This window comes from Thioclava atlantica (assembly GCF_000737065.1).
Taxonomy (GTDB): Bacteria; Pseudomonadota; Alphaproteobacteria; order Rhodobacterales; family Rhodobacteraceae; genus Thioclava; species Thioclava atlantica.
On sequence record NZ_AQRC01000012.1, the window covers coordinates 19,146 to 37,666 of the forward strand.

Consider the following 18,521-nt stretch of genomic DNA (forward strand, 5'->3'; position numbering starts at 1 on the left):
GCCGACTTAGGCGCTCGCCGCTTCGCCAGCCAATTTCCGGATCCGCTCGACCATCGCGCGCAGCCCGTTCGAGCGTTGCGCCGAGAGATGCTCGTTCAGCCCCAACCGGCCCAGCTCGGCGGCGGCATCGACCTCGAGAACCTCGGTGACGCTCAGCCCGGAATAGAGCGCGTGCAGGATCGCGATCAGCCCCTGCACGATCATCGCGTCGCTCTCACCGTCGAAATCGAAGATCGCCTGCGGGCCCGTACCCTCGATCCGGGGCAGGAGCCAGACCTGGCTCGCGCAGCCCTCGACCTTGGTCGCGGGCACCTTCACCGCCTCGTCGAGCGGTGCCATCTCGCGTCCGAGCTCGATCACATGCCGGTAGCGATCCTCCCAGTCGTCGAGGAATTCGAAGGTCTCGGCAATCTCTTCAAACGCTTCGCTGGCCATCTCTCGCATCCTCCGGATCTAGGGGGCGCCGCCCATGGGACGCCCCTTGCCTAGCGACTTGCGAAGCCAGCGTCCAGACGCGCCTTTTCAAAAGCCGCGCGATCGGCTACCAGAGGTCAGGGACAGCTCCGGAGCAACCATGAAAAAAGCCCTGATCGCGGCATTTGCCCTGACCCTCGCCACCGCCGGCTGCGGCACGATCCGCGAGAGCAGGCTCAACCCGTTCAACTGGTTCGGCAAGGATCGCGCCGAGGCGCAGGCGACGACGCTCGCGCCGCGCGGCGGCTACCCGGTCAAGGTCGGCAAGCCCGGCCAGCAGCCGGTCGCCACGGTCTCGAGCCTGAGCGTCGAGAAGATCCCGACGGGGGCCATCATCACCGCGATCGGCTTGCCTCCGACGCAGGGCTTCTGGGATACCGATCTGGTCGCGCTCAACGACGGGCTGCCGGATGCGAATGGCACGCTGACCTATCGTTTCATGGTCACTCCGCCCCCCGCCGAGAGCCTCGATGCGCGCCGCGTCTCGACGCCGCAATCGCGCGAGCTCTCCGCCGCCGCCTTCCTGAGCAACTACAAGCTCGAAGGCGTGCGCAAGATCGTGGTCGAAGGCGTGGGCAATGCACGTTCGGTGCAGCGGTAAGCCACTTCACTGACCTGGTGTGACGACGGCAGGCACGGCCCGGGGGATGCCCCGGAGGCTGCGCGCCGGTGTCAGACGTCGATCAACCGCACCGCGCCGCTATCCGCCGTCAGCGCGACTTCGCCCTTGGCGAGCCGCAGCGCATCCTTGCCGAAGACTTCCGCACGCCAGCCATGAAGCGCGGGGACATCACGCTTGCCGGCCGCGATCCGGTCCAGATCCGACGAGGTCGCGATCAGTTTCGCCGCGACGCCGGTCTCCTGGCTCTTGGCCTTCAGAAGCACCCGAAGAAGGTCGCCAAGCGCGGTGTCGACCTGCAATTGCTGCGCCTGGTCGGAGGGACGCGGCAGCTTGTCGGCGGGGGCTTCGAGCCCTTCCTTCACCGCGTTCAGGATGCCTTCGGCGATCTCGCCGCGCCGCGCCTCGCGCAGCAGCAACCGCGAGCGGCCAAGCTCGTCGATCGAGGTCGGCTTGGTCGAGGCCAGCTCAAGCAGCGCGTCGTCCTTGAAGATTCGGCTCCGCGGGATGTTGCGGTTCTGGGCATAGCCTTCGCGGAACCGCGCCAGCTCGCGCACGATGGCGAGGAAGCGGCCCGAATTGGTCCGGGTCTTCACCCGCGTCCACGCATCCTCGGGGCGGTTGATATAGGTCTCGGGGTTCAGCAAGACCGCCTCTTCCTCCTCGACCCAGGGCTCGCGGCCCGACTTCTTGAGCTGCTCCGACAGGAATTCGTAGATCACCCGCAAATGGGTGACATCGGCGATCGCGTATTTCTTCTGCGCCTCGGTCAGCGGGCGGCGCGACCAGTCGGTGAAGCGCGACGACTTGTCGAGCGACTGCTTGGCGATCTTGCGCACCAGCGTCTCGTAACCCACCTGCTCGCCGAAGCCGCAGACCATCGCGGCGATCTGCGTGTCGAAGAGCGGATCGGGGAAGACCTGCGCATCGGTGAAGAAGATCTCGAGATCCTGCCGCGCGGCGTGGAAGACTTTCACCGTCTCCTTGTGGCGGAAGAGATCGTAGAGCGGCTCGAGCGACAGCCCGTCAGACAGCGGATCGACCAGCACCGCATCGTCATCCTGACCCTCGCGCTCGGGAAGTGCCATCTGCACGAGGCAGAGCTTGGACCAGTAGGTTCGCTCGCGCAGGAACTCGGTGTCGATGGTGACGTAGGGCTCGGACTTCGCCTTTTCGCAGAAGGCTGCGAGGGCGTCGGTCGTGGTGATGGTCTGCATATCGTGCTTTCAAGATGGTGCGGGGTCATCCCGCTCGATCCATTTCCCCTAAACGCTCGGAGGCGGAAAGGGAAGGGTGGGGCGGAACGGGTCTTGAAAAGCGTGTCCCGAGTGCCCAGTCGGCCTCAGAGATGCAACATGTAGGCCGCCCAGACGAGGCCGTAGAGCACGGGTTGGTGAATGAGATAGATCGGCAGGGTATGGCGCCCCGCAAAGAGCGCGATCTTCAGTGCGCCGGTAACCTCCTCGGGCCGGTAGCGCGCGGCTCGCGCCCAAAGGCCCGTCCGCTCGAAGAGCTTGGCCGCCGCCATCCCCCACAGGAAGGGGCCGAGCCAGGGAAAGACCGGCTCGAAATCCATCGAGGGCCGCCAATGGGTCGAGAGCCCGAGCCACCACAGCCAGGGATGGTCGAAGGCGGGCGAGACGAAAGCGAGGTGTATCCAGATCGCGCCCGCCCCGAGCGCCGCGAGAACGGGCCAGGGCAGCCATAGCAGCGCCGCCCCGATCAGCGAGCTGACCGCGATCGAATGCAGGATGCCGTAATAGATGAAGACCTGCGGCATCATCACATAGGTCGCCGCGCTCACCAGGGCCGCTGCGCCCGCCACCTTGCCCAGACGCCGCCAGAACGGCCCCGCGCGGAAACCGCGGCGATGGGCGAGCACGAGGCTCAGCCCCGCCATGAAGACGAAGGTGCCCGCGACGAGCCGCGCGAAGTTCATCCAGGGGGCGGAGAAGATCGTGCCCGGCGGCGCGAAGCCGAAATTCTCCAGATCAAAGGTGAAGTGGAACGCCGCCATGCCGATCAGCGCCACCGCCCGCACCAGGTCGGGCAGGATCAGCCGTCCGCGCGGGGGGGTAGGGCTCTGCGTGTCCATTCCGCTTTCATGCGCGAAGCCGGGCGCGCCCGCAAGCGGGCCTTGCGCATTTCGGCGTGAGCGTGCCGCTTTCAGAGAAAGACCGGCTCGCGTTTGCCTTCGGCGAAGCGGCGCAGCACGGCCGGGTAGAGGCGATGCTCCTGCACCAGCACCCGCGCGGCCAATTCGTCGGGGGTGTCGCCCGGCTCGACCGGCACCCGCGCCTGCCCCAGGATCGGCCCGTCATCGAGCACCGGCGTGACTTCGTGGACGGTGCAGCCCGCCTCCGTGTCGCCCGCCTCGATCGCGCGCCTGTGGGTGTGCAAACCGGGATATTTCGGCAGGAGCGAGGGATGGATGTTCAGCATCCGGCCCGCGAACCGTTCGACGAATTCGGGCGTCAGGACCCGCATGAAACCCGCAAGGCACAGGATGTCCGGCTTTACCGCGAGGATCGGCTTGAGAAGCTCGGCCTCGAAACCGGTGCGGTCCTTGCCATAGGGGCGGTGGTCGATCGCCGCGGTCGGCACGCCCATCCGCGCGGCCTTGTCGAGACCCGTGGCCCGGGCGTCGTTCGAGGCGACCAGAACCGGGCGGGCAGGGTGATCGTCCACCATGCTCTCGACGAGGCGGACCATGTTCGACCCGCCGCCCGAGATCAGGATCGCGACGCGGATCACAGCAGGCGGCCCTCATAGGCCACGCCCTCGCCCGCAGTGACCGTACCGATGCGGGTGACCTGCTCGCCCTCTGCCGCAAGCAGCGCCGCGATCTCGTCCGCGCGCTCGGCGGCGACCACGACGATCATGCCGATGCCGCAGTTGAAGGTCTTGAGCAGCTCGCGCTCCTCCATCGCCGCGGTCTCGGCCAGCCAGCGGAAGACGCCCGGCAGTTCCCAGCTATCGAGGTCGATCTTTGCGCCCATCCCCTCGGGCAGCACGCGCGGCAGGTTCTCGGTCAGGCCGCCGCCGGTGATATGGGCGAGCGCATGAACGCCGCCCGCGCGCACCGCCGCGAGGCATTGCTTGACGTAAAGCCGCGTGGGCGCCAGCAGCGCCGCGCCCAGCGTGCCCTCGCCGAAGGGGCAATCCGCCTCCCAGCCGAGGCCCGACATCTCGACCACCTTGCGCACGAAGGAATAGCCGTTCGAATGCACGCCGTTCGAGCCGAGCCCGAGCAGCACGTCGCCCTCGGCCACGCCGCTTGGCAGATCGCTGCCACGCTCCATCGCCCCCACGGCAAAGCCCGCGAGGTCGAAATCGCCCTCGGAATACATGCCCGGCATCTCCGCCGTCTCGCCGCCGATCAGCGCACAGCCCGATTGCGCGCAGCCCTCGGCGATGCCCTCGACGATGCGCGCGGCCTGATCGACCTCGAGCTTGCCGGTCGCGAAATAGTCGAGGAAGAACAGCGGCTCGGCGCCTTGGCAGACCAGATCGTTGACGCACATCGCGACCAGATCGATCCCGATCGTGTCGACATTGCCGGTGTCGATCGCGATGCGCAGCTTGGTGCCCACCCCATCGGTCGCGCCCACGAGGATCGGGTCGGAATAGCCCGCCGCCTTCAGATCGAAAAGCGCGCCGAAGCCGCCCAGGCCCGACATCGTGCCGGGGCGTTGCGTGCGCTTGGCCGCGGGCTTGATCCGTTCGACCAACGCGTTGCCCGCGTCGATATCCACGCCCGCATCTGCATAGGTCAGGCCCGGCTTCTTCTCACTCATCGCGGCGCACTCCGTCAGGGATTCTTGCGGCGAAGCCCTAGCGTAATGCCACGCCTCCCGCAACGTCTCAGCCCCCGTATGCGCGGCTTTTCTTGACGCCCGCGCCCTCCGTGATAGAGGAAAACGCAATGGTGGGCCTGTAGCTCAATTGGTTAGAGCAGGGCGCTCATAACGCCTTGGTTGGGGGTTCGAGTCCCTCCGGGCCTACCAGTTCACCTCTCCTTCCCCGTGGAAATCCGGTGCGCCCGAGCCCCGGCGCGACCCGCTCCCGCATCTCGCCGGGATGTGAAGCCCGGAGCGCGTCCTGTCCGGAACCGGCCCGCGCGCTAGCTGTTGGCCCGATGACAGCAACAAGGAGCGCGCGATGACCGTCCCGACGATCACCCTCAACGATGGCACCCGGATCCCCCAGCTCGGGCTCGGGGTCTGGAAGATGGAGGATGGCGCGGTTTCCGGCATCATCCGCAGCGCCCTCGGCGCGGGCTATCGCCATATCGACACCGCCGCCGCCTATGGCAATGAGGCGGGCGTCGGTCGTGGCATCGCGGAATGCGATCTCCCGCGCGAGGAGATCTTCGTCACCTCCAAGCTCTGGAACGACAAGCAGGGCTATGACGCCGCGCTGCGGGGCTTCGACGAGACGATGGGCAAGCTCGGTCTCGACCGGCTCGATCTCTACCTGATCCACTGGCCGATGCCGCATCAGGGCCTCTATGTCGAGACGTGGAAGGCGCTGATCCGTCTGCGCGAGGAGGGGCGGGTGCGCGCGATCGGCGTGTCGAACTTCCTGCCCGACCATCTCGAGAGGCTGATCGAGGAAACCGGCGAGGCCCCGGCGATCAACCAGATCGAGCTGCATCCCCGCTTCCAGCAGGCCGCCCAACGCGAGGTGCATCGCAAGCTCGGGATCGCCACCGAATGCTGGTCGCCACTGGGGCAGGGCGAGGCGCTCGCGCATCCGGACCTGAAACGGATCGGCGCGCGCTACGCCAAGTCGCCCGCGCAGGTGATCCTGCGCTGGCAGATGCAGCTGGGCTGCGTCTCGATCCCGAAAAGCGCGAACCACGAGCGGCTGCGCGAGAATATCTCGATCTTCGATTTCGAGTTGACCGAGGAGGAGATGGCGCAGATCAAGGAACTCGACGCCGGAGAGGGCCGGATCGGCCCGGACCCGGCCACCGCGAGGTTCTGAGAGGGCGCCGATGGGCCATGCCACCCCGGCGACGCGGGCGCTGGATCGTGCCGGGGTCGCCTATCAGCTGCACGAATATGCCTATGAGGCCGGTCAGGAGAAGATCGGCCTCCATGCCGCCGAGGCGATCGGGGCCGACCCCGCCCGTGTGCTCAAGACGCTGATGGTCGAGGTCGATGGCAGGCCCGCCTGCGCCGTGATCCCCTCGGACGCCTCGCTCTCGATGAAGAAGGTGGCCGCGGCCTTCGGCGGCAAGTCCGCGGTGATGATGGTGCCCGCGAAAGCCGAGAGGCTCACCGGTTTCCATACCGGCGGCATCAGCCCCTTCGGCCAGAAACGTGCCAGTCCCTTAGCTTTTGAGGCCGGCGCGCTGGATTGCGCGCGGATCATCCTCAACGGCGGCAAGCGAGGGCTGATGGTGGAGCTGTCGCCCGACGATGCGCTGGCGGCCGCCCGCGCCGAGGCCCGGCCCCTGATCGCCGATCAGTGACCGCCCATGCCCTTGCGGATGCGCCGGATCATCAGCCAGACGAGCACGATCACGACGGGCGTGAGCCCCGCCATCAGGATCTCCTTGGCCAGCCCGATCTGCTTGGCGACCGGATAGGCGAGGTAGCCCGCCACCGAGATCGCGTAATAGCTGATCGCGACGACCGAGAGCCCTTCGACCGTGTGCTGGAGGCGCAATTGCAGGTCCGAGCGGCGGTCCATGCTCTCGAGCAGCTTCTGGTTCTGCGCCTGGCGCTCGACATCGACCCGGGTGCGCAACAGCTCGCCCGCGCGCGCCGCCCGCGTCACCATCTGCTGCAACCGCGCCTCGGCCGATTTCACCGTGCGCACCGCCGGATCGTAGCGCCGCGCCATGAATTCGCTGAGCTTCTGGCGCCCCTCGAACCGGCTTTCGCGCAGGCTCTCGACACGTTCGCGCACGATCGCCTCATAGGCGCCGGTCGCCGAGAAGCGGAAGGAATGCTGCACCGCGAGGCTCTCGAGCTCGGCCGAGATCTCGAGCAGTTCGTGCAGCGTCGTCTCGGCCGAGCGCGCATCGTCGACCATCCCCGCGACCAGTTCGGTGAGCTTCGGATCGAGCGCGTTCAACCGCTTCGACAGGTCACGCGCCCGCGCCAGCCCCAGCATCGACATCGCCCGGTAGGTCTCGAGCTCGCAGATCCGCTGCACCGTGCGCCCGATCCGGCCCGGGCCGGTGCCCGGCCGGGCGAAGATCGCAAACCGCATCTGGCCGTTCGGATCGATGCGGAAATCGCCCGCCACCACCGCCGCCCCGTCGAGCACCCAGGTGCACACGAGGCTCTCGGCCACGAACCACTGCCCGAGCAGCGGCGCGATATCGTCCGGGTCCTCGGGCAGCGCCTCGATCCGGATCTGCACCGCCGCGAGACGGCCGCCGGGTCCCTCCGCGATCCAGTTCTCCGGGAAGATCTCGGTCTCGGCCGGATCGAACGCGCGTGACGAGACGCCGGGCCCGAAGGCGAGATAGGTGGTGAACTCGGTATGGCTTTCCCATTTCAGCTGGTGCCGGCCGATCTTGCCCGCGTAATGGGTGATCCCCGCCTGCGGCAGTTCCGCCCCGTTGCGGGTGAGTAGATCGACGAGATGCGCATGGTCGCGCGCGCGGTCGCGGATCGCGGCGTCGCGCGGCTCCTTGAACGCCAGATAGACCGCATGGCCCGGAACGCCGATCTTCGGATAGGGCCGGGCATGAAGCTCGTTGACGAGCGCATAGCGCTGAGGATGGTCTGAAGTCTGGGTCATGTCGCTCGTCGCAGTCACGCGGGTGTTACCCTTTGCCTGCTGCGAAACCGCGTCGCGATCAAGCATTCGGGGGCATGCATCGGCATACCGTGCAAATCTGCCACAGGGCAGCGAGGCGGCCAAGCGGGCAGGGGGGGCGCTGCCCCCTCTTTCCTGACGGAAATTCACCCCCGGGATATTTGGATCAAGAGGAAGGAAGGGCGCGGGATTTTTCTCGCGCCTTTTGACTGTGCGTTCGCGCCGCGGGGAGGCCGTTTTCGGCGGCGAAGGGGCGGTTTCGGCGATTGGGGCTTGTCAGCGCGGCGCGCGCTCGGCTATGCGAGTCTGTGTCGGATACGGGAGAATCCGGGCTCAGCCCCGGTGCCGAAGGAGCAACCGCCCCGGTAAACTCTCAGGCAAAAGGACCGCATCCGGCAAAGGACTCTGGAGAGAGGCGCCCCGTCGCGAGACGAGCGCGCCCGCCGAAGGGATAACGATCTCAGGCGCCCGCTTGCCGGGCAGGGACAGAGGGGGCATCGGGCGGGCCGGGATCGGCCCATGGATCGATGCCGGGTCATCCGGCTTTGGAGAGAGAGGGCCGCGATGAGCGATTTGAAACGCACGCCGCTATACGATCTGCATGTCGAGCTGGGCGCGAAGATGGTGCCCTTCGCGGGCTACGATATGCCGGTGCAATACCCGCTGGGCGTGATGAAGGAGCATCTGCATACCCGCGCGCGGGCCGGGCTCTTCGATGTTTCTCACATGGGGCAGGTGATCTTGCCGGGTGCCGATGCGGCGCGGGCGCTCGAGGCGCTGGTTCCGGTCAGCCTGCTGGGGCTCAAGGAGGGGCGCCAGCGCTATGCGATGTTCACCAATGATGCGGGCGGCATTCTGGACGACCTGATGGTGGCCAATCGCGGCGACCATCTGTTCGTCGTGGTGAACGCGGCCTGCAAGGAGGCCGATCTGGCCCATATGCGCGCCCATATCGACGGGGTCGAGGAGATCACCGACCGGGCGCTGCTGGCGCTGCAGGGGCCGGCGGCCGAGGGCGTGCTCGAGGCGCTCGTGCCGGGTGTGGGGGCGATGCGCTTCATGGATGTCGGCGTCTTCGTGTGGAACGGCGCGGAGCTCTGGATCTCGCGCTCGGGCTATACCGGCGAGGATGGCTACGAGATTTCCGTGCCCGAGGGCCGGGCGGTCGACTTCGCCCGTGCGCTTCTGGCCGATGAGGCGGTGGAGCCGATCGGGCTGGGTGCGCGCGACAGCCTGCGCCTCGAGGCCGGGTTGTGCCTGTACGGCCATGACATCGACACCGCCACCAGCCCGGTCGAGGCGAACCTGGCCTGGGCGATCCAGAAGGTGCGGCGCGCGGGCGGGGAGCGCGAGGGCGGCTTTCCGGGCGCGGATCGGATCCTGAAGGAACTGGAAGACGGGCCCGTGCGCCTGCGCATGGGGCTGCGCCCCGAGGGTCGCGCACCGATGCGCGAGGGCGTCGAGATCTTCGCCAGCGCCGAGGGCGGGGAGCCGATCGGCCGCGTCACCTCGGGCGGCTTCGGCCCCTCGATCGAGGCGCCGATGGCGATGGCCTATCTGCCCGCCGACACGGAGGAAGGCACCACCGTCTATGGCGAGCTGCGCGGCAAGCGCCTGCCCGCGCAGGTCGTGCCGATGCCCTTCCGCCCCGCCACCTACAAACGCTGAAAAAACAACCGGGAGACCTGAGAGATGAAATTCACCGAAGATCATGAATGGCTGAAGGCGGAAGGCGATCTGGTGATCGTCGGGATCACCGAGCATGCCTCCGAGCAACTGGGCGACGTCGTCTTCGTCGAACTGCCCGACGTGGGCGACGAGGTGTCCAAGGGCGACGAGATCTGCGTGATCGAGTCGGTCAAGGCCGCCTCTGACATCCTCGCGCCGCTCGATGGCGAGATCGTCGCGATCAACGAGGATCTGGCCGACAATCCGGGCCTCGTGAACGAGGATCCGCTGGGCAAGGCCTGGTTCTTCAAGATGAAACTCGCCGATCAATCGGCGCTCGAGGGCTTCATGGACGAGGCCGCCTACAAGGACTTCATCGGATAATCAGCCATGTTCACCCCCACGAGCTATGACACCTATGACTTCGCCAATCGCCGCCATATCGGGCCCTCGCCGTCGGAGATGGCAGAGATGCTCAAGGCCGTGGGGGCGCGTGACCTCGACGCGCTGATCGACGAGACGGTCCCGAAGAGCATCCGGCAGGAGACGCCGCTGAGCTGGGCGCCGCTGACCGAATACGGGCTGCTGCAGAAGATGGAGGAGGTCGCCAAGAAGAACCGCGTGATGGTCAGCCTGATCGGGCAGGGCTATTACGGCACGGTCACGCCGCCCGCGATCCAGCGCAACATCCTGGAGAACCCGGCCTGGTATACCGCCTACACGCCTTATCAGCCCGAGATCGCGCAGGGCCGCCTCGAGGCGCTTCTGAACTTCCAGACCATGGTGTCGGACCTGACGGGGCTGCCGGTGGCGAATGCCTCGCTGCTCGACGAGGCGACGGCGGCGGCGGAAGCCATGGCGATGGCGCAGCGCGTCGCGAAATCGAAGGCGACCGCGTTCTTCGTGGATGAGAACTGCCACCCGCAGACGATCGGGGTGATCGAGACCCGCGCGCAGCCGCTCGGGATCGAGGTGATCGTGGGCGCGCCGGAGGATCTCGAGGCCGAGAAGGTCTTCGGCGCGATCTTCCAGTATCCGGGCACCTATGGCCATGTGCGCGACTTCACCGCCCAGTGCGAGGCGCTCCATGCGGCGAAGGCCGTAGCGGTGGTCGCGACCGATCTGCTGGCGCTGTGCCTGCTCAAGGAGCCGGGCGCGATGGGTGCCGATATCGCCGTGGGCTCGGCGCAGCGCTTCGGCGTGCCGATGGGCTATGGCGGCCCGCATGCGGCCTTCATGTCCTGCACCGACGGGATGAAGCGCGCGATGCCGGGTCGTATCGTCGGCGTGTCGATCGACAGCCACGGCAACCGCGCCTATCGGTTGAGCCTGCAGACCCGCGAACAGCATATCCGCCGCGAGAAGGCGACCTCGAATGTCTGTACCGCGCAGGCGCTTCTGGCGGTGATGGCGAGCTTCTATGCGGTCTTCCACGGCCCCAAGGGGCTGCGTTCGATCGCGGAGCGGGTGCATTTCACCACCGTGCAGGTGGCCGAGGCGCTGAAAGCGGCAGGGGCCATCGTCGAACCCGATGCCTTCTTCGACACGATCACCGTGAAGGTGGGCGTGGGCCAGCAAGGCATCCTCGCCGCCGCGCGCCATCGCGGGATCAACCTGCGCAAGGTCGGGCGCGACCGGGTCGGGATCTCGATCGACGAGGCCACCGATGCGGCGATCGTGACCCGCCTTCTCGACGCGTTCGGGATCACCGAGGCGGCGCCCGAGGCCAGCGCACCGGGCGTGCCGGAGGCGCTGTTGCGCGAAAGCGAGTACCTGACCCATCCGGTCTTCCACATGAACCGCGCCGAATCCGAGATGATGCGCTACATGCGCCGCCTGTCGGATCGCGACCTCGCGCTGGACCGGGCGATGATCCCGCTCGGCTCGTGCACGATGAAGCTCAACGCGGCGGCCGAGATGATGCCGCTGACCTGGCCGGAATTCGGCTCGCTCCATCCCTTCGTGCCGCTCGATCAGGCGCAGGGCTATCACGAGGCGATCACCGACCTGACCGGGAAACTGTGCGAGATCACCGGTTATGACGCGTTCTCGATGCAGCCCAATTCGGGCGCGCAGGGCGAATATGCCGGTCTTCTGACCATCGCGGCCTATCACCGCGCCAATGGCGACGATCAGCGCGATATCTGCCTCATTCCGATGTCGGCGCACGGGACCAACCCGGCCTCGGCACATATGGCGGGGATGAAGGTCGTGGTGGTGAATTCCGCCCCCAATGGCGACGTGGATCTCGAGGATTTCGAGGCCAAGGCGCGCGAGGCGGGCGACCGTCTGGCGGCCTGCATGATCACCTATCCCTCGACGCATGGCGTGTTCGAGGAGACCGTCCGCAAGATCTGCGACATCACCCATGACCATGGCGGCCAGGTCTATCTGGACGGGGCGAACATGAACGCGCTGGTCGGGCTCGTGAAGCCGGGCGAGATCGGCTCGGATGTGAGCCACCTGAACCTGCACAAGACCTTCGCGATCCCGCATGGTGGCGGCGGCCCGGGCATGGGGCCGATCGGGGTGAAGGCGCATCTCGCGCCCTTCCTGCCCGGCCATCCCGAAACCGGCGGCGAGGAAGGCCCGGTCTCGGCCGCGCCCTATGGCTCGGCCTCGATCCTGCTGATCTCCTGGGCCTATGTCCTGATGATGGGCGGTGAGGGGCTCACCCAGGCGACCCGCGTGGCGATCCTGAACGCGAACTACATCGCGGCGCGTCTGAAATCGGCCTATCCGATCCTGTTCATGGGCAATCGCGGCCGGGTGGCGCATGAATGCATCCTCGACACCCGGAAGTTCGCCGAAGTGGGCGTGACCGTGGACGACATCGCCAAGCGGCTGATCGACAACGGCTTCCACGCGCCGACGATGAGCTGGCCGGTGGCGGGCACGCTGATGGTGGAGCCCACCGAATCCGAGACCAAGGCCGAGATCGACCGCTTCATCGCCGCGATGCTGGCGATCCGCGACGAGATCGCCACGGTCGAGGCCGGCGAGATCGCGCCCGAGGACAGCCCGCTGCGCCATGCGCCGCACACGGTCGAGGATCTGGTGGCGGACTGGGACCGCAAGTACACCCGCGAACAGGGCTGCTTCCCGGCGGGTGCCTTCCGCGTCGACAAGTACTGGCCGCCGGTCGGGCGGGTCGACAATGTCTATGGCGACCGCAACCTGATCTGCATCTGTCCGCCGGTCGAGAGCTACGCCGACGCGGCGGAATAAGAGGCCGCCGAAATTGCGAAAGGCCGGGGCATCGCGCTCCGGCCTTTCCACTTTTCCTTGATGAAGTAGCCCCGCGAGGGGACGCGACGCCCCTTCGCGATCCGATCAGCGCACCGGGTTGCGGTAGATCATCCGCCGTACCGAGCCGGTTTTCGAGCGCATCAGGATGGTCTCGGATTCGATGAAGGTCGGCTCGCGCTTCACGCCCTTCACGATCGAGCCGTTGGTCACGCCGGTCGCCGCGAAGATCACGTCGGCGCGCACCATCTCGTCGCGGTTGTAGACCTTGTCGAGATCGGTGATCCCGGCCTTCTTCGCCCGCGCCCGCTCGTCATCGTTGCGAAACAGCAGCTTGCCCCACATCTGGCCGCCCATGCATTTGAGCGCCGATGCCGCCAGCACGCCCTCGGGTGCGCCACCCGCGCCCATATACATGTCGATGCCGGTGAAATCGGGCTCGGCGCAATGGATGACGCCGGCCACGTCGCCATCGGTGATCAGGCGGATCTTCGCGCCGGTCTCGCGCACCTCGGCGATCATGTCCTCGTGGCGGGGGCGGTCGAGGATGCACACCGCGATATCCTTGGGCTGCACGCCCTGCGCCTTGGCGAGCGAGAGGACGCGCTCGGTCGGGCTCATGTCGAGGCTGACCACGTCCTTCTCGTAGCCCGGGCCGACCGCGAGCTTTTCCATGTAGGTGTCAGGCGCGTGCAGCAGCGTGCCGCGCGGCGCCATCGCGATCACGGTGAGCGCGTTGGGCATGTCCTTGGCGGTCAGCGTGGTCCCTTCGAGCGGGTCGAGCGCGATATCCACCTCGGGGCCCGAACCCTGACCCACTTCCTCGCCGATATAGAGCATCGGCGCCTCGTCGCGCTCGCCCTCGCCGATCACCACCACGCCCCGGATTTCCAGCTTGTTGAGCTGGTCGCGCATCGCGTTCACCGCGGCCTGGTCGGCGGCCTTCTCGTCGCCGCGCCCGATCAGGTCGGCGGAGGCATGGGCCGCGGCTTCCGAGACGCGGGCGAGGCCCAGCGAAAGCATGCGGTCGTTGAAATCACTCGGAGGGGTCATCTGTCTCTTCCTGTCTGCCAAGGGGCGGTTTCGGGCCGCGCACAGGTAAAGCCTGCCGCGTCGGCAAGGGCAACCCTGTGATCGCTAACGGGTTGCTTCGGGTACAAAATGGCACGCGACGCAGAGCTTGTTGCCATCGAGGTCGCGGAAATAGGCGCCGTAATAATCGGGATGGTAATGGGCGCGCAGCCTCGGCGCCCCTTCATCCGCGCCGCCTAGCTCCAACGCAAGCGCGTGAACGGCATCGACGGTCTCGCGGTCAGGCGCGTTGAAGGCGACCATCGGGCCGTTTCCGGGGGCAGGCGCGTGTCCGTCGAAGGGGCGGGTGATGAAGAAGATCGGGCGATTGCCCGCCGCGTCGGTCCATCCCGCCCAGGCCTTCTCCGGTTCGGCAAAGCGCAGGCGCAGGCCGAGCCGCTCCATCAGCGGGGTGTAGAAAGCCAGCGCGCGGTCGTAATCCGAGATGCCCAGCGAGAAATGGCTGAGCATCTCCATCGCTCAGACTTCCTCGATGCGGATCGCGACGGGCTCCCCCTCGACGACGCGGGTCGCGGGCAGGCCTGCGATCGCGACGTCGATCGCGTCGCGGGTGGTCTTGTGGGTGACGATCAGCACCGGCGCGGAGGTGTCGGCGTGCCCGTATTGCCGCATCCGGCTGATCGAGACGCCCGACTCGCCCAGCACCGTCGCGACCTTGGCCAGCGCGCCCGGCTTGTCGGAGAGTTGCAGCCGCAGGTAGTAGGGCGCGGCGATCGAGGTTGCGGCCGGAGTCGGGCGGGCGAGGCTGTCGGCGGGCTGGCCGAAGACCGGCAGGCGCATTCCGCGCGCGAGATCCATCACGTCGCCCATCACGGCGCTCGCGGTCGGGCCTTCGCCCGCACCCGCGCCGCGCAGCACGATCTGGCCGACCGAGTCGCCTTCCAGCACGACCATGTTGGTGCCGCCCGTGAGCTGGCCCAGCGGCGAGGTCGCGGGCACGAGGCAGGGCGTCATGCGCTGTTCCAGCCCGCGGCCGGTCATCTGCGCCACGCCGAGGAGCTTGATCTTGTAGCCCATGTCGCCCGCGCGGCGGATATCGTCGATCGAGATCCGCCCGATCCCCTCGAGCACCACATTGTCGAAGCTCACCTGCGTTCCGAAGGCGATGGAGGCGAGAATGGCGAGCTTGTGGCCCGCATCGATCCCGCCCACGTCGAGGTTCGGGTCGGCCTCGAGATAGCCGAGCTGGCGCGCCTCCTCGAAGACCGTGTCATAGGGCAGGCCCGCATCCTCCATCCGGGTCAGGATGTAGTTGCAGGTGCCGTTCATCACGCCCATCACGCGGCGGATGCCGTTGCCGGCGAGCCCCTCGGTCAGCGTCTTGATCACCGGGATGCCGCCCGCGACCGCAGCCTCGTAGCGGATCGTGCGGCCGAGGCTCTCGGCGAGTTCCGCCAGCGCCTGCCCGTGATGGGCCAGAAGCGCCTTGTTCGCGGTCACCACGTCCTTGCCCGCGCGCAGGGCCGCTTCGGTCGCGGCCTTCGCCGGGCCGTCATGGCCGCCCATCAGTTCGACGAAGACATCGACATCCGCGCGGGTCGCGAGCGCCACGGGATCTGTCTCCCAGGCGTAGGCGGACAGGTCCGCGTCGCGGTTCTTGGTGCGGTCGCGTGCCGAGACGGCGGTGATCTCCACCGGGCGGCCGGAGCGCGCCGCGAGCATCTCGGCATGGCGCTGGACGATCTTCACCACGCCGATCCCCACAGTGCCGAGCCCTGCGATGCCAAGGCGCAGCGGTGCAGCTTTGTCGGTGACGCGGGACATGGAGGACCTCATGAAAGGATGGTTTGCGCCCTGTTAGCGGGAAAGGCGCGCCCACGCAACGCGGCGAGGGCGCTCACGGGGCGGCTGTGGTGCTTTCTTCGGCCCGCAAGGCATCGGCGCGGGCGCGCAGGGCGTCGGCGCGGGCCGAGAGCTCGGCGCTGGTATCGGGTTCGGGAGGCGTCTCGACGAGGATCTCGTCAAGCGGCAGGAGCGTGGGATACCCCTCGCCCGAGAAGGCGGAGCAGCCCGTGAGGCAGGCCATCGCAGTGATCAGGGCAAGCGCGCGCATGAGGGCTCCTTTCACGGCGGCACGTTATTGCGCCGGGGGCCGCTTTTCCAGCGCCGAATGCGTGCAGATCGGGTTTGATAATGAACGCCCGTTCAGTTAGCGTCGCTCCATGGCACGCAAGACAGGCTCCCATTCCGAGATCACCGGCCCGAAGATCCGCGCAGAGGCGCAGCGGCTCTTCGCACGTCATGGTTTCGCGGCGGTCTCGATGCGCCAGATCGCGGCGGCGGTGGGGGTGCAGGCGGGGGCGCTCTATCTCTACACCTCCGACAAGGAAGCGCTGCTCTTCGATCTTCTCAAGACCCATATGGACGAGTTGATTGCGGCCTGGCGCGCCGAGGCGCCCGCCGGAGCGGAGCCGCTCGCGGCGCTCGAGGCTTTCGTGCGCTTCCATATTCGCTTCAACCTCGAACGCGCCGAGGTGGTGTTCCTCAGTTACATGGAGCTGCGCAATCTCTCGGAGGAGAATTTCGCGGTGATCGAGGGGCTGCGGAAGACCTACGAGACCGAGCTTGAACAGATCCTGATGGCGGGGCAGGCGGCGGGTGTCTTCCTGATCCCCGACACCAAGCTCGCCACGATGGCGATCATCGCGATGCTGACCGGGGTGAACACCTGGTATCGCGAAGGCGGGCGCCTGAGCCGCGCGACCGTCGCCGATATCTACTGGGACATGGTGCGCAAGGCGGTCGGCGCCTGAGCGATGGAAAAGGGGCGGCCGGGCCGCCCCTCACGCGGCCGGTGCGGCGTGACGCACTTAGCCGGGCGTCGGTTCCGGAACCGGCGCCGGTGCCGGGGCCGGCTTGTCGATCTTGAGCGTGTGCAGGCCGAGATAGCCTTCCCAGCCGCCGTTGAAATAGAGATCGCCGCCGAGATTCCAGTGCTCGCCCCAGACGCCGCCGGTGCCGAAGAAGCCGTGGCTGCCATAGCCGAGGCCGAGTTCGCCCATCGCGTCGTTCTTGCCGGTCAGCCCGGTGAGCTTGATCTTGCCCTGAACAGGGCCCGGGCCGAAGCCCAGGTGCAGCGCGAGTTTGGCGCCGTTCGTGTCGCCGTCCGGATCGACGTCGTAATTCATCGCGCCGATGAAGCCTTCGAGCCCGCTCGCGTCCGGCCCGAAAGTCCAGTTCAGGCCGACGAAACCTTTCGTCTCATTCGCGGATGCCGCCCCCGCCAGGCAGATCGCCGCTGCTGCGATTGTGAGTTTGTTCATGTCGCTTCCCTCCACACATGGTCTCAACACAACCAGATCGTGCAGGAAAGCGGCGTCGTCGCGCAATGATCTGGATCATTCCGCCGAGGTGGTGCGCCGGGGCCGGAAAGCTCAGCCGCGCAGGGCGGCGAGAGCCTCTTCGAGATCGAGCGCCCCGTCATAGATCGCCCGCCCCGAGATCGCCCCCGCGATCACGCCGGTATCGCGCAGCGCGATCAGGTCGGTCAGCGACGACACGCCCCCCGATGCGATCACCGGGATCTCGACCGCGCGGGCCAGGGCCTCGGTCGCCTCGATATTGGGGCCGCCCATCGCGCCGTCGCGCATGATGTCGGTATAGATGATCGCGGCCACGCCGGCATCCTCGAAGCTCTTCGCCAGGTCGGTGACCATCACGTCGGTCTCCTCTGCCCAGCCCTTCGTCGCCACGCGGCCGTTGCGCGCGTCGATCCCCACCGCGACCTTGCCGGGGAACGCCTTTGCCGCCTCGCGCACCAGCTCGGGGTTCTCGACCGCGACCGTGCCGAGGATCACCCGCGCGAGGCCCTTGTCGAGCCAGCGTTCGATCGTGGCCATGTCGCGGATCCCGCCGCCGAGCTGGGCGGGCACCTTGATCCGGGCGAGGATCGCCTCGACGGCCGCCGCATTCACCGGCTCGCCCGCGAAAGCGCCGTTCAGGTCCACCAGATGCACCCATTCGCAGCCCGCCGCCTCGAACTTGGCCGCCTGCGCCGCCGGGTCGTCGCCGAAGACGGTGGCCTTGTCCATCTCGCCATGCAGCAGACGCACGCATTGGCCATCCTTGAGGTCGATCGCGGGGTAGAGGATCATGTCGGCACTCCTGTACTGTCGCCGCGCCTATTGCCACGGGCACGCCCGCGCGGCAAGCCGCCGATCCCGGGTGACGCGGACGTCACGTCAGTCTTGCCGGGAATCGGGGCGCATGGCCTGATGAGCGCCAACAGGCAAAAGGGAGGAGATTTGCCATGAAGAAACTGATGCTGGCCGGGGTGGCGCTGGCCCTGAGCGCGGGCGCGGCGCTCGCCGATCCCATCGAAGGGGTCTGGAAGACCCAGCCCGATGACGGCTCCTATGCCTATGTCACGATCAAACCCTGCGGCGCCAATTTCTGCGGCGACATCACCCGCACCTTCAAACCGGAGGGCGAATACAAGTCGCCCAATCTCGGCAAGCAGATCGTGATCAACATGGCGCCCAAGGGCGGCGGCAAATACGAGGGCAAGGTCTGGCGTCCGGCGAACAACAAGATCTATCTCGGCAAGATCAAGGTGAACGGCAACGGGATGGCGCTGGCCGGCTGCGTGGCGGGCGGTCTCTTCTGCAAGTCGCAGGACTGGCAGCGGGTGAAGTGAGCCCCC

20 protein-coding genes, 1 tRNA gene and 1 riboswitch are annotated in these 18,521 nt (G+C 67.3%); of the genes, 9 read left to right on the forward strand and 12 right to left on the reverse strand.

Going from position 1 to position 18,521, the window contains the following annotated elements; genetic code table 11:
* Window positions 1-6 precede the first annotated feature (6 nt).
* Window positions 7-435: a SufE family protein gene (locus tag DW2_RS13900; RefSeq protein ID WP_038147580.1), complete on the reverse strand. Its 429-nt coding sequence runs from the start codon at window positions 433-435 to the stop codon at window positions 7-9.
* A 139-nt stretch (window positions 436-574) separates the two neighbouring features.
* On the opposite strand from DW2_RS13900, the gene DW2_RS13905 reads away from it, so the two are divergent.
* The gene (locus DW2_RS13905) at window positions 575-1,075 is read left to right on the forward strand and encodes a hypothetical protein (RefSeq protein ID WP_038147581.1); all 501 of its coding nucleotides are present in this window, start codon (window positions 575-577) and stop codon (window positions 1,073-1,075) included.
* Between the two features lie 71 nt (window positions 1,076-1,146).
* Here DW2_RS13905 and rnd read toward each other — a convergent pair whose 3' ends face one another.
* The 4 genes from rnd to purM all read right to left on the reverse strand — a co-directional run bounded on the left by rnd (window position 1,147) and on the right by purM (window position 4,890).
* Window positions 1,147-2,310 carry a ribonuclease D gene (gene rnd / locus DW2_RS13910; protein ID WP_038147583.1) on the reverse strand — a complete coding sequence of 388 codons (1,164 nt, stop codon included), beginning with the start codon at window positions 2,308-2,310 and terminating at the stop codon, window positions 1,147-1,149.
* A 125-nt stretch (window positions 2,311-2,435) separates the two neighbouring features.
* Entirely contained in the window at window positions 2,436-3,188 is a 753-nt protein-coding gene (locus tag DW2_RS13915; RefSeq protein WP_038147586.1) for an acetyltransferase domain-containing protein, read from the reverse strand.
* 71 nt (window positions 3,189-3,259) lie between these two features.
* Window positions 3,260-3,847 (reverse strand): phosphoribosylglycinamide formyltransferase, encoded by a 588-nt coding sequence (gene purN, locus DW2_RS13920; protein WP_038147589.1) that lies wholly within the window; start codon window positions 3,845-3,847, stop codon window positions 3,260-3,262.
* On the reverse strand, window positions 3,844-4,890 hold the full coding sequence (gene purM, locus DW2_RS13925; RefSeq protein WP_038147592.1) for a phosphoribosylformylglycinamidine cyclo-ligase: 1,047 nt from the start codon (window positions 4,888-4,890) through the stop codon (window positions 3,844-3,846). The genes purN and purM overlap by 4 nt, the downstream gene beginning before the upstream one ends.
* Before the next feature lie 133 nt (window positions 4,891-5,023).
* Here purM and DW2_RS13930 point away from each other — a divergent pair.
* The 3 genes from DW2_RS13930 (at window position 5,024) to ybaK (ending at window position 6,572) form a co-directional block, all read left to right on the forward strand.
* Window positions 5,024-5,100, forward strand: a tRNA-Ile gene (locus DW2_RS13930).
* Window positions 5,101-5,254: 154 nt separating this feature from the next.
* Window positions 5,255-6,082 carry an aldo/keto reductase gene (locus DW2_RS13935; protein WP_038147595.1) on the forward strand — a complete coding sequence of 276 codons (828 nt, stop codon included), beginning with the start codon at window positions 5,255-5,257 and terminating at the stop codon, window positions 6,080-6,082.
* Window positions 6,083-6,092: 10 nt separating this feature from the next.
* Complete coding sequence (gene ybaK, locus DW2_RS13940; protein ID WP_038147598.1) at window positions 6,093-6,572, forward strand: Cys-tRNA(Pro) deacylase; 480 nt, start codon at window positions 6,093-6,095, stop codon at window positions 6,570-6,572.
* On the opposite strand, the gene DW2_RS13945 is transcribed toward ybaK, so the two are convergent.
* Window positions 6,566-7,855 carry a DUF3422 family protein gene (locus tag DW2_RS13945; protein WP_038147786.1) on the reverse strand — a complete coding sequence of 430 codons (1,290 nt, stop codon included), beginning with the start codon at window positions 7,853-7,855 and terminating at the stop codon, window positions 6,566-6,568. The two genes, ybaK and DW2_RS13945, sit on opposite strands and share 7 nt — an antisense overlap.
* 326 nt (window positions 7,856-8,181) lie before the next feature.
* A riboswitch (glycine riboswitch) is annotated at window positions 8,182-8,272 on the forward strand.
* A gap of 165 nt (window positions 8,273-8,437) precedes the next feature.
* Here DW2_RS13945 and gcvT point away from each other — a divergent pair.
* From gcvT to gcvP, 3 genes are read left to right on the forward strand one after another with little or no spacing between them, the layout of a single operon-like run.
* Window positions 8,438-9,541 (forward strand): glycine cleavage system aminomethyltransferase GcvT, encoded by a 1,104-nt coding sequence (gcvT, locus tag DW2_RS13950; protein WP_038147599.1) that lies wholly within the window; start codon window positions 8,438-8,440, stop codon window positions 9,539-9,541.
* A 24-nt stretch (window positions 9,542-9,565) separates the two neighbouring features.
* Window positions 9,566-9,925: a glycine cleavage system protein GcvH gene (gene gcvH, locus DW2_RS13955; protein WP_038147602.1), complete on the forward strand. Its 360-nt coding sequence runs from the start codon at window positions 9,566-9,568 to the stop codon at window positions 9,923-9,925.
* 6 nt (window positions 9,926-9,931) lie between these two features.
* Window positions 9,932-12,769 carry an aminomethyl-transferring glycine dehydrogenase gene (gene gcvP, locus DW2_RS13960; RefSeq protein WP_038147605.1) on the forward strand — a complete coding sequence of 946 codons (2,838 nt, stop codon included), beginning with the start codon at window positions 9,932-9,934 and terminating at the stop codon, window positions 12,767-12,769.
* Window positions 12,770-12,874: 105 nt separating this feature from the next.
* Here gcvP and glpX read toward each other — a convergent pair whose 3' ends face one another.
* The 4 genes from glpX to DW2_RS13980 form a co-directional block, all read right to left on the reverse strand.
* Window positions 12,875-13,840: a class II fructose-bisphosphatase gene (glpX, locus tag DW2_RS13965; RefSeq protein WP_038147608.1), complete on the reverse strand. Its 966-nt coding sequence runs from the start codon at window positions 13,838-13,840 to the stop codon at window positions 12,875-12,877.
* 84 nt (window positions 13,841-13,924) lie between these two features.
* On the reverse strand, window positions 13,925-14,335 hold the full coding sequence (locus tag DW2_RS13970) for a VOC family protein (RefSeq protein ID WP_202900119.1): 411 nt from the start codon (window positions 14,333-14,335) through the stop codon (window positions 13,925-13,927).
* A 3-nt stretch (window positions 14,336-14,338) separates the two neighbouring features.
* On the reverse strand, window positions 14,339-15,643 hold the full coding sequence (locus tag DW2_RS13975; protein ID WP_038147611.1) for a homoserine dehydrogenase: 1,305 nt from the start codon (window positions 15,641-15,643) through the stop codon (window positions 14,339-14,341).
* Window positions 15,644-15,716: 73 nt separating this feature from the next.
* Entirely contained in the window at window positions 15,717-15,932 is a 216-nt protein-coding gene (locus tag DW2_RS13980) for a hypothetical protein (protein WP_038147613.1), read from the reverse strand.
* A 109-nt stretch (window positions 15,933-16,041) separates the two neighbouring features.
* Between DW2_RS13980 and DW2_RS13985 the strand changes: the two genes are divergently transcribed.
* Window positions 16,042-16,632: a TetR/AcrR family transcriptional regulator gene (locus DW2_RS13985; RefSeq protein ID WP_038147615.1), complete on the forward strand. Its 591-nt coding sequence runs from the start codon at window positions 16,042-16,044 to the stop codon at window positions 16,630-16,632.
* Window positions 16,633-16,689: 57 nt separating this feature from the next.
* Here the strand turns inward: DW2_RS13985 and DW2_RS13990 are convergent, their stop codons facing one another.
* Both DW2_RS13990 and hisA read right to left on the reverse strand, forming a co-directional pair.
* Window positions 16,690-17,142: a hypothetical protein gene (locus DW2_RS13990; protein ID WP_038147616.1), complete on the reverse strand. Its 453-nt coding sequence runs from the start codon at window positions 17,140-17,142 to the stop codon at window positions 16,690-16,692.
* A 111-nt stretch (window positions 17,143-17,253) separates the two neighbouring features.
* Window positions 17,254-17,973, reverse strand: coding sequence for a 1-(5-phosphoribosyl)-5-[(5-phosphoribosylamino)methylideneamino]imidazole-4-carboxamide isomerase (gene hisA, locus DW2_RS13995; protein ID WP_038147617.1), 720 nt, complete (start codon window positions 17,971-17,973; stop codon window positions 17,254-17,256).
* A gap of 155 nt (window positions 17,974-18,128) precedes the next feature.
* Between hisA and DW2_RS14000 the strand changes: the two genes are divergently transcribed.
* A complete protein-coding gene (locus DW2_RS14000; RefSeq protein ID WP_038147618.1) occupies window positions 18,129-18,515 on the forward strand; it encodes a DUF2147 domain-containing protein in 387 nt (128 codons plus the stop codon).
* Window positions 18,516-18,521: the final 6 nt, after the last annotated feature.